Origin of the sequence: Aeromonas sp. QDB39 (assembly GCF_027707585.1) — a bacterium.
GTDB lineage: Bacteria > Pseudomonadota > Gammaproteobacteria > Enterobacterales > Aeromonadaceae > Aeromonas > Aeromonas hydrophila.
The window spans coordinates 2952-18320 of the sequence record NZ_JAPCIV010000014.1 but is presented as its reverse complement, the minus strand read 5'-3'; the positions used below and the strand labels follow the sequence as shown (position 1 = coordinate 18320).

The window sequence follows — 15369 nt, the reverse complement described above, 5'->3', positions numbered from 1 at the left end:
ATGAAACACAGCTTACTCGGCCTGGCCCTGGCCGGCCTCCTGGCTTCGGCCGGCGTGCACGCCGCCGATGAATCGGTGGTGATCGATGGCAAGCAGTACCGCACCATCGAGGTGAACGGTCAGACCTACCTCACCCCGGACAACGGCAGCAAGCAGCGGGTCGCCCGCAGCGCGGACGGCAAGGCGCCCCGGCAAACCCTGCGCAGCGGCGACGTGCTGCTGCAAGGGGTGGCCAGCCCACAGCTCACCGCCAGCGGCACCCTGTTGGTGGAAGCCGATGACAACCAGGCCAGCGCGCTGGCCAGCCGTCACGGCCTGCGCTTCAAGCAGAGCAGCGGCGGCATCGCCCTGCTGGAAGCCAAGCCGGGCACCGATCTGAACGCCGTCGCCACGGCGCTCAAGCAGGAGGGGGTCAAGGTGCAGATTGAACTCGCCGGGGCCCTCAAACAGCCCAAGTGAGCCATCCCGGGCCATTGCCCGGGCATATCAGCTGATCTTCGAGGGGGCCGCCGGCCCCCTCGCGCGTTGATCGCAGTCATCCTCAGTGGCCATCAGGCCACCCGTTTTTTCCGCATCTCCCCTGCCCTTCTCCCCTCTTGTCACTTTCAGCCCTTGGTTTGGCACCGCCTTTCGATGCGACCTTGCTCACAACTCGGCCCCCTTGCTCCCGCCGGCACATTTCTCGCTCCCCCGGGGCAAGGCGCCCCTCGCCCGGCTTGTTAACCTGCCTGCAGCCAAACGTCTGCCCACGAGCCCGTTCGGCCTTCCTTGCGATATCCAATGGCAGCCGCCAGCAGAGCGGCCCAGCCCGGGCGGATGCCTTGCGCCCGGTGTCGATATCTCCTTTTTATTTCTTATTCAGACAGTTACGAGGACGTCTTCATGCCTATCACCACAAAATTGAAAGCGGTTTCACTGGGTGTCAGCCTGGCGCTGGCCGGCCTGCTGGTCGGTTGCAACCAGAATGACTCGGATCCCCTGGTCAAGGACGATGCCTATTACCGCGGCCAGGCCGAGGCCATGGTGGCCAAGCTGACCCTCGGCGAGAAGCTGGACCTGCTCTCCGGCCCCGGTTACGGCAGTGCCAACGGCGCCATCAACGTCAAGCAGGACGTGCCCGGCGTGGCGGGTTATATCAACGGCGTGCTGCGCAGCGCGGACGGCATCGACATTCCGGCCCTCAAACTGGCGGACGGGCCGGCCGGGGTGCGGATCAACGCCAACCGCGACGGTGACAGCGCCAGCTACTACGCCACCGCCTGGCCCATCGGCTCGCTGCTCGCCTCCAGCTGGGACGTCAAGCTGGTCAAGGCCGTCGGCGAAGCCATGGGGGACGAGGTGCGCCAGTACGGGGTCGACATCCTGCTGGCCCCGGGCATGAACATCCAGCGCAACCCGCTCAATGGCCGCAACTTCGAGTACTACTCGGAAGACCCCCTGCTCACCGGCAAAATCGGCGCTGCCATGGTCAACGGGGTGGAGAGCAACGGGGTAGGCACCACCATCAAGCACTACTTCGGCAACAACTCCGAGACCAACCGCAACCAGATCAACGACATCGGCGAACCGAGAACCTTCCGCGAGATCTACCTGCGCGGCTTCCAGATAGCGGTGGACGAGGCCCAGCCCTGGGCGGTGATGACCTCCTACAACAAGGTCAACGGCACCTATGTCAACGAACGCAGGGATGCGGTGACCGACCTGCTGCGTGGCGAGTGGAAGTTCGACGGCCTGGTGATGTCCGACTGGTTTGCTGGCGATGTGGCCAACAACGCCTACAAGCAGGTGCTGGCGGGACAGGATTTGATCGAGCCGGGCAACGTCAAGGAGCAGTTGCAGCAATCCATCGAGCACGGCGATCTTGACGAGGCCAAGGTAAACGAGGCCGCCATCCACATCCTGACCCAGGTGATGAAGAGCCCCTCCTACAGCCAGCTGGCCATCAGCAACAGCCCGGATCTGATCGCTCACGCCAAACTGGCCCGTCAGGCCGGTGCCGAGAGCATGGTGCTGCTGCGCAACGACGCCGCGGCCTTGCCGCTTTCGGCAAGCAGCACCCTGGCCAGTTTTGGCATCAACCAGATCAACACCTACAAGGGTGGCACCGGCAGCGGGGATGTGAACGCCGCCAGCACCACCACCATCGCGCAGGGACTGGCGGCACGCTTCCCGGTCAACGAGGCGTTGCAGAGCTACTACCGCGATTTTTACGAGAACAACAAGGTCTATCACGAGGGGCAATTTGGTGCCAAGGGCTATTACACCTGCGCCGAGGCGCCAATCAGCGGCGATCTGGCGGCCCTGATCGCCAATGCGGCCACCACCCAGCAAGCCGCCGTCATCAGCATCGGCCGCCAGGCCGGGGAAGGGGCGGATCGCAGCAGCGGCAAGGGGGACTATCTGCTCGGTGATGACGAGCGCGCCCTCATCGATGCGGTGAGCAGCGCCTTCCACGCCCAGGGCAAGAAGGTGGTGGTGGTGCTCAACGTCAACGGCGTCATCGACACCGCCCAGTGGAGCGACAAGGTGGATGGCATCCTGCTGGCCTACATGGCTGGCCAGGAGACCGGCCACGCGGTGGCGGACGTGCTCTCCGGCGCGGTCAACCCGAGCGGCAAGCTGGCCCAGAGCTTCCCGCACAGCTACGCCAGCGTTCCCTCCGCCGGCACCTTCCCGGGTGAGGACACCGACGGGGACGGCGAACCGGACGATCTCTACTACAACGAGGGGATCTACGTGGGCTATCGCTACTACAGCACCTTCGAGCAGGCGGTCTCCTACCCGTTCGGCTTCGGTCTCTCCTACACCAGCTTCAGCTACACCAGCCCCGCCATCGCCAGCAATACCCTGGAGGGCGGCAGCGCCGGCAGCCTGGTGCTGAGCGCCACCATCACCAACACCGGCGCCGTGGCAGGCAAGGAGGCGGCCCAGGTCTATGTGACCGCCCCCGAGGTCAAACTGAAGAAACCGCTCATCGAGCTCAAGGCCTTTGCCAAGACGGCGCAACTGGCACCGGGGGCCAGCGAACAGCTGAGCTTCACCATTCCGGCCAGCATCCTCGCCAGCTTCGATGAAGCCAGCAACCAGTGGATCGTGGAGCCGGGTCGCTACAGCGCCTACATCAGCCCCTCGTCGGACGTCTCCGCCAGCACGCCGGTCAGCTTCACGGTGAGCAAGGAGATCGTGGTGAGCAACACCACGCCGGGGGCGCTGGCACTGCCGGCCGGGGTGGATCCCGCCAGCGTCACCACCATCACCCGCTAACAGAGGCAGGCACGGCCGGGCACCCAGCCCGGCCTTGCCTGATAGTTGCTCAACAATGACCCGACCACGGGACCGGCCTTGCGCCGGTCCCGTTCTTATTGGCGGGCGTTGCGATAGGCCAGCGGCGTCATGCGGGTGTTGGCCTTGAAGAAGCGATTGAAGGCGCTCTGGGACGAGAAGCCGACCCGATCGCTGATGTTCTGCAGCGGTTGATCCCCCTCACCCAGCAAGCGGCAGGCTTCGCTCACCCTCGCTTCCCTGAGCAGGGTGGAGAAGCTGCTCCCCTCCCCCTGCAATTTGCGATTGAGGGTCCAGCGGCTGACATTCATGGCCGCGCACACCTCCTTGAGCAGGCTCTCGTCGCTCTCCAGCTCCCCTTCGCGGATCTTGTGGCGGATCCGCTCCCCCACCAGATAGGCAAAGGGGGCCCGCTCGGCGATGTCGGCGCAGATCTGCGCCAGCTGGGCCAGTTGCAGATGACCCAGCGGCTCGTTGTAGCAGTGGCTGGGGCAGTCGAGCTGGCCGTTGTCGATGGTCAGGGTGTTTTCCCCCTGCTCCCAGCGGCAGCGGGTGGCGAAGAACTGATCCAGCAGCTGATGGCGTGGTGGCGGCCGCCCCGTGAAGCCCACCGAGACCCGGGGATCCGCCAGATAGACCCGCAAAATCCGGTAGAGCATGATGAAGTTGGGGATGGCCTGACTCGCCCCCAGGCTGGCAGGCCCCTGATTGACATACAGGTATTGGCTGGCCTGCGCCCCCCGCCGCACCCGCAGCTCGTCACAACTGCCGATGATGGGGCGATAGGCCAACAGCACCTCAAGCGCCGCCCGCGGCGAGGGCTGGTTCAGGCACAAGCTGATAAGCGGCGGATAGTGCTGGTAGAGCTGGCCGATGTCGTAGGAGAGAATGGTTTCGTGAAAACTGGCCAGATAGGGCTGCATCAGTTGCAGCATCCGGTAGTGGCTGTGGGCCGGCAGCCGGCCCTGTTCCCGCTCGATGTCGAACGACGTGAGGCCGCCCGCCATCAGAATGGCATCGGGATCGCCCCCCTGCTGCTGGCAGGCTCCCAGCATTCGTCTGATCACCTGGTTCGATACGCTCTGTGACATCTGCCGTCCTGGCCTCCGTGCTGACAGGAAACTGCTCGTGATCCCCCGGCCCGCCACTGGCGGCAGGCCTGCCACCCCGTGCAGCGGGCTGGCGCGACCATTATGGGGCGGTTGCAAAGCGAGCAGATGTAACGGAGTGTAAAAGCACGCGCCAGCGCGCCATTTTGGGCATATCTGGCCGCCATATCGGACCAGTTGCGTCAGGTTCGGCCATGAAAAATGGCGCCCGTGGGCGCCATTTTGATGGGGGCTGTGCAGCCTGCGTCAGTTCGCCTTGTGCTGCTCGGCCAGATAGAGCCAGGTGTCGACCACGGTATCCGGGTTGAGGGACACCGAGTCGATCCCCTGCTCGACCAGCCAGGCGGCGAAGTCCGGGTGATCGGATGGCCCCTGGCCGCAGATCCCCACGTACTTGCCCGCCTTGCGGGCGGCGGCAATGGCCATCGCCAGCAGCGCCTTGACCGCTTCGTTACGCTCGTCGAACAGGTGGGCGATAAGCCCCGAGTCCCTATCAAGTCCAAGGGTGAGCTGGGTCATGTCGTTGGAGCCGATGGAGAAGCCGTCCACGTGCTCGAGGAACTTGTCTGCCAAGAGGGCGTTGCTCGGGATCTCGCACATCATGATCACCTTGAGCCCCCGCTCGCCACGGCGCAGACCGTTCTCGGCCAGGATGTCGATCACCTGCTCCGCCTCGCCCACGGTGCGCACGAAGGGGATCATCACCTCGACGTTGGTCAGCCCCATGACATCACGCACCCGCTTGATCGCCTCGCACTCGAGGGCAAAACAGGGGCGGAAGCTGTCGGCGATGTAGCGCGACGCGCCACGAAAACCGATCATCGGGTTCTCTTCGTGAGGCTCGTAGTCACGGCCGCCCACCAGGTTGGCGTACTCGTTGGACTTGAAGTCCGACATCCGCACGATCACCCGCTCCGGCCAGAAGGCGGCGGCCAGGGTAGCGATGCCCTCGGTCAGCTTGGCGACGTAGAACTCGCGCGGGCTCTCGTAGCCGGCGATCATCTTGCCGATGGTGGCCTTGAGCTCGGGGCTCTGCTGGTCGAATTCCAGCAGCGCCTTGGGGTGCACCCCGATCATCCGGTTGATGATGAACTCGAGGCGGGCCAGCCCGACGCCGGCATTCGGCAGCTGGGCAAAGTCGAACGCTCTGTCCGGGTTACCGACGTTCATCATGATCTTGATGGGCAGACGCGGCATGTTGCCCACCTCGGTCACCGCCACGTCGAAGTCGAGTTCGCCGTCGTAGATGAAGCCGGTATCCCCTTCCGCACAGGAGACGGTAATGAGCTGGCCCGGTTCGATGCGTTTGGTGGCATCACCACAACCCACTACCGCCGGAATGCCCAGTTCGCGGGCGATGATGGCGGCATGACAGGTACGCCCACCCCGGTTGGTGACGATGGCGGAGGCCCGCTTCATGATGGGCTCCCAGTCCGGGTCGGTCATGTCGGTGACCAGCACGTCGCCGGGCTGTACTTCGTCCATCTGGCTGATGGAGGAGATGACCCGCGCCGGGCCCGCGCCGATCTTGTGGCCGATGGCACGCCCCTCGATCAGCACCTTGCCCGCTTGCTTGAGGGCAAAACGCTCGAGGGTGTTGGCCTCCTGGCGGCTGCGCACGGTTTCCGGGCGAGCCTGCACGATGTAGAGCTTGCCATCCTGCCCGTCCTTGGCCCACTCGATGTCCATCGGCCGGCCATAGTGCTGCTCGATGATGAGGGCCTGCTTGGCCAGCTCCATCACCTCGGCATCCGTGATGCAGAAGCGGCTGCGCTCGGCCTCATTGGTGTCGACGATCTGCACCTGGCGGCCGTGGCTGGCATCGCCGGAATAGGTCATCTTGATGAGCTTGGAGCCGAGGGTCTTGCGCACCACAGCCGGGCGTCCTGCCTTGAGGGTCGGCTTGTGCACGTAGAACTCGTCGGGGTTGACCGCCCCCTGCACCACCATCTCGCCAAGGCCCTGAGCGCCGGTGATGAACACCACGTCGTTGAAGCCCGACTCGGTATCCAGGGTGAACATGACACCGGAGGCGGCGAGATCCGAGCGCACCATGCGCTGTACCCCGGCCGACAGGGCGACACCCTTGTGGTCATAGCCCTGATGCACCCGATAGGAGATGGCGCGGTCGTTGAACAGTGAAGCAAACACATGCTTGACGGCAATCATGACGGCGTCGATGCCGCGCACGTTGAGGAAGGTCTCCTGCTGGCCGGCAAACGAGGCATCCGGCATGTCCTCGGCAGTGGCGGAGGAGCGCACCGCAAAGGACGCGTCAAGCCCACCGCTGAGCTTGTCGTAGGCAACCCGGATCGCCTGTTCCAGCGCGCTCTGGAATGGGGCTTCGATCACCCAGTCACGGATCTGCTGGCCAGCCCGGTTGAGGGCGGCGATGTCGTCCACATCCAGGCTGTCGAGCAGATCGTGGATCTTGCCGTTGAGGCCGCTTGACTCCAGAAACTCGTTAAACGCAAAGGCGGTGGTGGCAAACCCGCCCGGCACCGACACTCCGGCACCAGAGAGGTTGCTGATCATCTCGCCAAGGGATGCATTTTTGCCGCCAACTCGTTCTACGTCCTGCATTCCGAGTTGCTCGTACCAGAGTACGTACTGTTGCACTTGCATGTCTCCAGGTTGGTGGGCACTGTGCCGCCATGGCACCTTGTGCGCCAGTTTATGTGCGTTATTGTCTATTTCTACTGTTGCCAACGACCATGAAAACGTTTTCTACTTATTGTCAAAAAAATCCCCGAGCAAGATTTGGGGATGGTCGAATGACACAGACATTCTACAATGCCAACACAAAAAGGTAACGACTCAGGTTTGCAAACCACTTCACAACTTGGGCACGGCAGACCGGTTGACAAAAACGATATGGTTTCGAGAGATACTTCTTGCTTGCCAGCTCGCCGCCCCCCTCACAGGAGCCCCCAGTGCACACCGTATTCTATGTTTCAGACGGCACCGCCATCACCGCCGAAGTGTTCGGCCACGCCGTGTTGAGCCAGTTTCCGCTGGCCTTCGAGCAGATCACCATCCCCTTTGTCGAAACCCTGGAGAAGGCGCGCCAAGTACGGATGCGCATCGACGAGCAGTTCCGCCAGACCGGGGTACGCCCTATTTTGTTCCACACCATCGTCGATCATCAGGTACGCGAGGAGGTGCTCAAGGCCCAGGCCAGCAGCCACGACTTTCTCAACACCTTCGTCAGCCCGCTGGAGCACGAGCTCGGGGTGAAGGCCGAACCCAGACTGCACCGCACCCACGGCATGGAGAACCGCAAGCTCTATGACGATCGCATTGAGGCAGTCAACTTCGCGCTGGCCAACGACGATGGCATCACCACCAAGGAGTATGAGGAGGCCGACATCATCCTGATCGGGGTCTCCCGCTGCGGCAAGACACCGACCAGCCTCTATCTGGCGCTGCAGTTCGGCATTCGCGCCGCCAACTACCCCTTCATCGAGCAGGACATGGGAGTCCTGGATCTGCCGGCCGCCCTCAAGGCCAATCGCCACAAGCTGTTCGGCCTCACCATCGCCCCCCAGCGGCTGCACGAGATCCGCAACCAGCGCCGCGCCAACAGCCGCTACTCCTCGCTGGAGCAGTGTGAACAGGAGCTGGCCTGCGTCGAGCGGCTGTTTCGCCAGGAGGCGATCCGCTTCCTCGACACCAGTTCCCACTCGGTGGAAGAGATCAGCGCCAAGATCCTCGAGGCCACCGGCCTGCGCCGTCAGCTTTATTGAGAAGCCTGCCCGCCGGCAAGCTGACGACACGGCAAACGCCAATAAAAAAGCGCCAGATACAACCGTATCCGGCGCTTGTCGACTGGACCTCAGCGGGGCTGGGTGCCCGGGCGGTTCAGCTCTTTGTTGTTCATCAGCATGGCGTAGAAGTTGAGCACACCGTGACGCCGGCGTACCCGCTCGGTCAGCCAGAGGGCTGGTAGCAGGCCGATGGCACCGGCGATCAACAAGACCGTCCGCAAGTGCATCACCAGATAGTCATCACCCTGCACGGCCCACACCAGCAGACACCCTGCCACCATGGTCAGCAGCAGGGGCGAAAGCCACACGGTGAGCCACAGCGCGACGGCCAGCAAACTGCCAATAATACGTTGCATGAAGTGCATCCTTGTTGCAAAGGAGGCTTCATAAAACAGGAATTTCCGACAGAGTCAACCAAACCGCACTCAATTGCTCACAATGCAACCAAACACTTCCCTACCAGCTTCGTCGCTCCCTAAAAACCTGCCTTTCGCCGAAAAAACCAGCGAATGATGAGGAAAACAGGTGCATCCGCGATGGATTATCACTATTCTGCTTCCGTTGGTAGTCGCCATAAAAAACAGAAAGCGACCAACTGTAACGAAATAAATACGGATTTCGTCACGTTTCAGGCACGCTTTGCCGTGCACGGTCACATGGAGTGACCCGACGGACGAGATGACAGACGAATGACTTCAGAAGACGTAAGGAAGGAAGAATGGATCTTCAACAAAACGGCGAGGAGCTGAAACGCGGTTTGAAAAACCGCCATATCCAGCTCATCGCACTGGGCGGCGCCATCGGCACCGGCCTGTTTCTCGGCATTGCCCAGACCATCAAGATGGCGGGCCCCTCTGTGCTGCTTGGCTATGCCATCGGTGGTTTTATCGCCTTCCTGATCATGCGCCAGCTAGGCGAGATGGTGGTGGAAGAGCCGGTAGCCGGCTCCTTCAGCCACTTCGCCTACAAATACTGGGGTGACTTCGCCGGCTTTGCCTCCGGCTGGAACTACTGGGTGCTCTACGTGCTGGTGAGCATGGCCGAGCTGACCGCGGTGGGCATTTATGTCCAGTACTGGTGGCCCGAGATCCCGACCTGGATGTCGGCGGCCTTCTTCTTCGTGTTGATCAACGCCATCAACCTCTCCAACGTCAAGGCGTTTGGCGAGATGGAGTTCTGGTTCGCCATCATCAAGGTGGTGGCCATCATCGGCATGATCGGCTTTGGCGGCTACCTGCTGGCCAGTGGCAACGGCGGCCCGGACGCCAGCGTCAGCAACCTGTGGGCCCAGGGCGGCTTCTTCCCCAACGGCATCAGCGGTCTGGTGATGGCGATGGCGGTGATCATGTTCTCGTTTGGCGGGCTCGAGCTGGTCGGCATCACGGCTGCCGAAGCCGACAATCCCGAGAAGAGCATCCCCAAGGCCACCAATCAGGTGATCTACCGGATCCTCATCTTCTACATCGGCGCCCTGGCCGTGCTGATGTCCCTCTACCCCTGGGGCAAGGTGGTAGAAGGCGGCAGTCCCTTCGTCATGATCTTCCACGCACTGGACAGCAATCTGGTGGCCACCGTGCTCAACATGGTGGTACTGACCGCGGCCCTGTCGGTTTACAACAGCTGTGTCTACTGCAACAGCCGCATGCTGTTTGGTCTGGCCAAGCAGGGCAACGGCCCGCGCAGCCTGCTCAAGACCAACAAGAGCGGGGTGCCGGTGGTGGCCATCTCCGTCTCCGCCGCAGCAACCCTGCTGTGCGTACTCATCAACTACCTGATGCCGGGCAAGGCGTTCGAGCTGTTGATGGCACTGGTGGTTTCCGCCCTGGTCATCAACTGGGCCATGATAAGCCTGGCGCACCTGAAGTTTCGCAAGAGCAAGCAAGCCGAAGGCGTGGTTCCCAAGTTCAAGGCGTTCTGGTACCCGTTCGGCAATTACCTCTGCCTCACCTTCATGGCCGGCATCCTGGTCATCATGTACCTGACGCCGGGCATCCAGATCTCGGTACTGCTCATTCCGGTCTGGATCATCGTGCTGGCCATCGGCTATCAATTCAAGCAGAAGCGTCAGGCTCGCGTCGCAGCCAACCTGGGCTGATGGCTGCAGCCCCATCGTCCCTCAAAAGCCGGTCACTGACCGGCTTTTTTCTACCCGGATATTACCGCCGCAAGTAGGCATCCCCCGGCTCCCCTCTTCAGTCCACCATGACGCTGTGAGCACGCGCTCAGCAAGCGGCCATCGCTAGTCCTCTTTCTTTGGCAAACATCCCGCTCGTCTAAAAACAACAAGCCCGAGACAGAGAGCTCGGGCTTGTTGCAAAAAGGCAGGTAGAAAACCGCGCAGGATTATTCCAGCAGGAAGACGGCTTCCACGTTGTCCGTGATGGTGATCTGCTGCTGTTGGTAGCTGTTTTCCATCATGTCGGCGGCAGGTGCCATGGCGGCAGCCTTGAGGGCCCGGCTGTAGATCGGCATGGGGCTATTGTTGTGGTACTCGACGCTGTAAACCTTGCCGAGTTTCATGCCAAACGCCTTGGCCAGAGACTCAGCCTTGGTTTTGGCATCTTCAACCGCTCCGAGACGCGCCTGCTCCTTGATGGTTTGCGGCGCCTTGAGCCCGTACTCAATCTGGGACACGGATTCCAGCCCCGCCTTGAGTGCGGTGTCCATCAGCTCGCTCAGCTTGTCGAGTTGATAGAGTTTGACCGCAAGCTGGCGCTGGGCACGGTAGCCCACCAGTTCCGGCTTCTTGTTCTGCGGATACTGGTATTCCGGAGAGATCACCAGATTGCCCGCCTCCACATCGCTGCGCTTGATGCCCAACCCTTCCAGCTGGCCAAAGAAGGCGGCAACCTTGCCATCCACCTGCTGCTTGGCCTTGATGCCCTGTTTTTCCAGCGCCGTCACGGAGACATTCAGCGTCAGCATGTCGGGCTCGGCTTTTTGCTCGGCATAACCGCTCACCACCAGATGGGGGGCTTGCGGCACTTCAAGGGCAAACAGGGGTGCACTGATAACCAGGGCAGACAGGGTAAGCAGGGGACGCCACATAAAAAAAGACCTCAATCTATTGGAGTGAGGTCATTATGCCCGTCGTCGAATGGGATTCATATATCGTGCAACGGCGGGATCTGATCCAGTACCTGATTGGTCATATCGATATTGATGCTGATCTCGCTACCCGGCAGCCCCTGATGAGCAGCCGCCAGTGGCGTGGCGCCGCGGGCCCCCAGCAGCACATCATCATCAAAATGGAAGGAGTCCCACGACAGAACATGTCCGGCCAGCGGAGCTACCGGCTCCGTCGTCGTGGTGGTCATCAGGGGGGCACAGTCGATGTTGTCGGAGTGGCCGAGCAGATCCTGCAGGCAGACATCGCTCAAACTCTGCAACGTATACTCCTGCTGCCCCTGTTCATGACCGACCAGCACCATCATGTGGGGTGGCGCTGCATCGACGGCTGGCGTGAATGAGATAGTGGCCGCCGCAAAGTCCACATTCAGTGAACCAGCAACCTCGCCATCATCGCTTTCCAGATCCAGCGCATCAATCCGATCACCCGCCATCGTGGCATGATAGCCAAACTGGCCGGTACAGGTAATGCTGCCCTGCCCATCCCAGCTATAGCGAATGCCATCGATATCGACCCAATTAAATGACTGCATGGTGACCCTCTCCTGTACTGCCGCTATCTTAGCCGCCCCCTCAGTCAAAAAACAGGGGCCAAGTATTACCCGGCCCCCTTGGCTGGTTACGGATCAACCTTGAGGTTGCCGTCATCCAGCAGTTGCTTGATGATGTCGTGGTTGGTCGTCAGCCCACCGCTGTGATCCAGATCCAGGCTACCCTGGAACTGTACCGTCAGTTGTGAACCACCACTGGTAAGCCCATTTGTATCAATGGTCAGCTTGTTGGTTGCAGTATCAAACTTCAAGTAGTTGTCCAGCGCCGTCGCCAGATCGTTGTTGTTGGCTGCCGAGGGAACACCAACCAGCAGATCCGACAGATCCAGTACATCTCCACCGCTGGTCGGATTACCCAACGTAAAGTCAGTAATCTTGTCGGTACTACCATCCGCATTGCCAGCAAGCCACTTGAAGGTATCGCTACCAGCACCACCCGTCATGGTGTCGCTACCCAGACCACCGATCAGCAGATCCTTACCATCACCTCCTTGCAATATGTCGTTGCCAGTCCCGCCGATCAGGGTATCGTCGCCAGCCTCCCCATAGAGAGTGTCGTTGCCGCTGCCACCATCCAGCACGTCATTGCCCTTGCCACCGACCAAGGTATCCTTGCCACCCAGTCCGTACAGCAAGTCATCACCATCACCGCCGGACAAGATGTTGTCCAGACTGTTGCCTGTGATGCTGTCGCCAAAATCAGACCCGATGGCATGCCCTTGCGTACTGTTGAAGGTCATATTCACGCCGCTGGCGGAACTGTCGTAGTCCAGGGTAAACGGTGCTTCCGGCAGCAGGCTAAGACCAATGTTGCTGTGGACTGCATCACCATCTCCATCCGTCAGCGTGACCGGCAGCTGCAAACTGACCGGGATCCCAGGAGTGGCAACACTGGAACCGAAGTCCCCAATCTTGAAGGTATTACCATCGACGTAGTGAAACTCCAGACTGTTATAACCATCTGCAGTGTAGGCCGCCAACTTGGTATTGGTGACAACACCAACTACGGTCGCAACATAAGTAACCCCAGTCCCCGGATCATCATCCGTAAAGTTGACTGTAAAGTAGTTGCCGCCCACCGCCACGGTCTGGGACATGCCTGCACCGATGTTGACGATCTTGGTCGAACCGTTGTAGCTGATTGCCACAGCAGTCAGCGACTCCTTGTTGCCATCACCAATATCGTTGTCGTTGTCTACATCCTGACGGGCAACCAATCTCACACTTGAACTGTTGGTAATGGATGTAAACAGTGCAGAAGCACCATTGACGTCGTAATGAGCTTCGAAGGCATGAGTTGCAGGATCACCATATGACCCACTACTCCCCGGTGAACCGGTCAGATCGATCACAAAATCAATCCTCATAGCTTCACCAGTCCCCACAGATGCTCCACCACTTATCCCACCTGTATGAGAAGTCGTATTGACGGTGCCGCCATCCACACCATTGGTCATTGCTGTCAACAGCAGATCCTTGCTGTTATCATTGGCCAGGGTGTTAAATCCAGCCCAAGGCCCATTACCACCGACAAATTTGTAACCACCACCACTGAAGTCGATCATGGTCTGTCCGCCATCGACTTCACCAATCATCTGAACCTGATAGGTTCCGGATGCCGGCTGCAGGGTGGCAATGAACACGGTACCCGCCGCCGTTGCGGCAGTCAGCGTAATGCCATCCGAAGACAGGGTATAGGTGACAGGCAAACCACCCGAGGTCATGCCACTGCTGCTGCCATTCAAACTGCTGTCGAACCGGATTGAACCACCATCCCCCCCGTAGTTGTTGGACAAGGTACCATCACCATCCAGCAGGAAGATGCCAGTCACCCCGGATTGATTCAGCATGACCCCCATAGCGGGCGTCATGACAACCGGTACATCGTCTTCAACCTGTACGATGAAATCACGAACCAGCGTCACGTTGTCCACCCCTTCATGGGCCGTGATCGCACTGGACAGATTCAACGCCTTCAGTTCCAGGTCGTTGCCATCAGCCAGGGCATGATCAATCGGGCCCTGCAGAGTAAAGGTATAATCGCCATCAGCCTCGACAGCCAGCGTGAAGATCGGTTTGCTGCCTGCCACCGCAACTAGGATATCGACTCCGACACCGTGGATGATGCTGTAGGTAATCGCCACCCCACCTGAGGTCAACGCAGGCAAACCGGCTGTACTGCCGACGCCGAAATTGACGCCGATACTGTCGACCACCATATGAGCCAGTGAGCCTGCAACCGTGGTCAGGGCCGGGTTGTTGCCAGGCAGACCGGCAGGCAGACCATCTTCGAATACGGAAGCCGTGACCGGGGTGGTATCCAGTACCAATATCTTCAACAGGGCGCTCGAGGTGTCACCATCGGCATCCACAATGGTATAGGTAAAGGCCTCCTGTGTATCAACGGCCACATCATTGGGCGGAGTGTAGGAGTAGGAACCGTCCGCATTCACGGTCAGATGCCCACCCAGAGGTGTAGTCATGGGGCCGGTCGTTCCTCCTTGCACCAGGAAGGTCACCACATTGCCATTCACACTGTCGGCGACCCCGACATAAGCGGCCGGATTGCTGACGGTAAAGCTGACCTGCAATACGGTCACGGGGGTATCAGCACCGGCACTGTCCACACCGGCAGTGGTATCCACATCCGTGATCACATTGCCGGTAGCTGGCGGCGGCACGGTGGCCTGGAGTGTGGCGTCCAGGTCATAGATGTTGTTGACCAACGTGACGGCATCCCCATGGTCCTCCACCAGACCAAGCTGAGCGATCGCCGTCGCATTGCCGCTGACGTTCAACCCCACCGCGTAAACCTCAACATTGTTGCTGTTCACAAAGCTGGTCCAGCCGGCCGGGACATTGCCCTCATTGGGGGCTCCATCCGACAGGAAATAAACCTTGGTTTCATACCCAGCCAAAGCAGGGTTCGCCAGATCCGCCGTCAGTTGATTCTGCGCCAATACGAGTGGTGCGTTGTAGTTGGTACCGCCACCATCTGTCGGCAAACCGGAAATACTGGCCTTGGCTACATCAGGATCACTAGTTTGCGGGATCAATACAGCCCCACTGGCAAAATCAATGACCGTGAAGACCAGCGGCACACCCAGCGCCACATAGGAGTCGATCATGTGGTTTAGTGCATCCTTCGCCAGTTCCAGACGATTTGGCGAACCATTTGTCGACGTACCGATCTGCCACAACATGCTGCCTGATGTATCGATGACCATCACCAGGTTGAAGGGTGGCAACCCTGCTTCAGTGATAACGACGTTGTTGTCTTTGGCTGTCGGTACGTCGTCCTCGAAGCTGATGTTGCCACCAAGGTCTGCACTCACTGTCCCGGTCGCGGTGTCGTTGTCACCATCCACCACCGTCACCGTCGCACTCAGCAGCACCTTGCCATTGGCCAGGCTGATGAGGTTGTTGTCGTTGCTGTTGTCCACGTCCTCCGGCAGATGGTCCAGCTCCGCCGACTGCGTCAGCGTCACCGTGCCATTGCTCGCCACGCTGATGCGGAACACCTCCCCGCCG

10 protein-coding genes are annotated in these 15369 nt (G+C 60.4%); 4 read left to right on the top strand and 6 right to left on the bottom strand.

Annotated elements, in window-relative coordinates:
• Complete coding sequence (locus PG899_RS09975) at window positions 1-459, top strand: serine protease chaperone (RefSeq protein ID WP_011706502.1); 459 nt, start codon at window positions 1-3, stop codon at window positions 457-459.
• Window positions 460-882: 423 nt separating this feature from the next.
• Window positions 883-3264, top strand: a complete 2382-nt coding sequence (locus PG899_RS09970; RefSeq protein WP_190284090.1) for a beta-glucosidase — start codon at window positions 883-885, stop codon at window positions 3262-3264.
• A gap of 95 nt (window positions 3265-3359) precedes the next feature.
• On the opposite strand, the gene PG899_RS09965 is transcribed toward PG899_RS09970, so the two are convergent.
• Together PG899_RS09965 and ppsA are read right to left on the bottom strand one after the other, a co-directional pair.
• Window positions 3360-4337 carry an AraC family transcriptional regulator gene (locus tag PG899_RS09965; protein WP_103828137.1) on the bottom strand — a complete coding sequence of 326 codons (978 nt, stop codon included), beginning with the start codon at window positions 4335-4337 and terminating at the stop codon, window positions 3360-3362.
• Between the two features lie 300 nt (window positions 4338-4637).
• On the bottom strand, window positions 4638-7016 hold the full coding sequence (ppsA, locus tag PG899_RS09960) for a phosphoenolpyruvate synthase (protein ID WP_190284089.1): 2379 nt from the start codon (window positions 7014-7016) through the stop codon (window positions 4638-4640).
• A gap of 308 nt (window positions 7017-7324) precedes the next feature.
• Here ppsA and ppsR point away from each other — a divergent pair, with 308 nt between their 5' ends.
• Window positions 7325-8137 (top strand): posphoenolpyruvate synthetase regulatory kinase/phosphorylase PpsR, encoded by an 813-nt coding sequence (ppsR, locus tag PG899_RS09955; RefSeq protein WP_005302533.1) that lies wholly within the window; start codon window positions 7325-7327, stop codon window positions 8135-8137.
• Between the two features lie 89 nt (window positions 8138-8226).
• Here ppsR and PG899_RS09950 read toward each other — a convergent pair whose 3' ends face one another.
• Window positions 8227-8514: a hypothetical protein gene (locus tag PG899_RS09950; protein ID WP_190284088.1), complete on the bottom strand. Its 288-nt coding sequence runs from the start codon at window positions 8512-8514 to the stop codon at window positions 8227-8229.
• Window positions 8515-8876: 362 nt separating this feature from the next.
• Between PG899_RS09950 and PG899_RS09945 the strand changes: the two genes are divergently transcribed.
• A complete protein-coding gene (locus tag PG899_RS09945) occupies window positions 8877-10253 on the top strand; it encodes an amino acid permease (protein WP_190284087.1) in 1377 nt (458 codons plus the stop codon).
• A gap of 248 nt (window positions 10254-10501) precedes the next feature.
• On the opposite strand, the gene PG899_RS09940 is transcribed toward PG899_RS09945, so the two are convergent.
• The 3 genes from PG899_RS09940 to PG899_RS09930 form a co-directional block, all read right to left on the bottom strand.
• Entirely contained in the window at window positions 10502-11206 is a 705-nt protein-coding gene (locus tag PG899_RS09940) for an SIMPL domain-containing protein (protein ID WP_190284086.1), read from the bottom strand.
• Window positions 11207-11262: 56 nt separating this feature from the next.
• Window positions 11263-11820, bottom strand: a complete 558-nt coding sequence (locus PG899_RS09935; protein ID WP_190284085.1) for a hypothetical protein — start codon at window positions 11818-11820, stop codon at window positions 11263-11265.
• Window positions 11821-11906: 86 nt separating this feature from the next.
• Window positions 11907-15359 carry a VWA domain-containing protein gene (locus PG899_RS09930; protein WP_270697345.1) on the bottom strand — a complete coding sequence of 1151 codons (3453 nt, stop codon included), beginning with the start codon at window positions 15357-15359 and terminating at the stop codon, window positions 11907-11909.
• Between the last annotated feature and the right edge of the window lie 10 nt (window positions 15360-15369).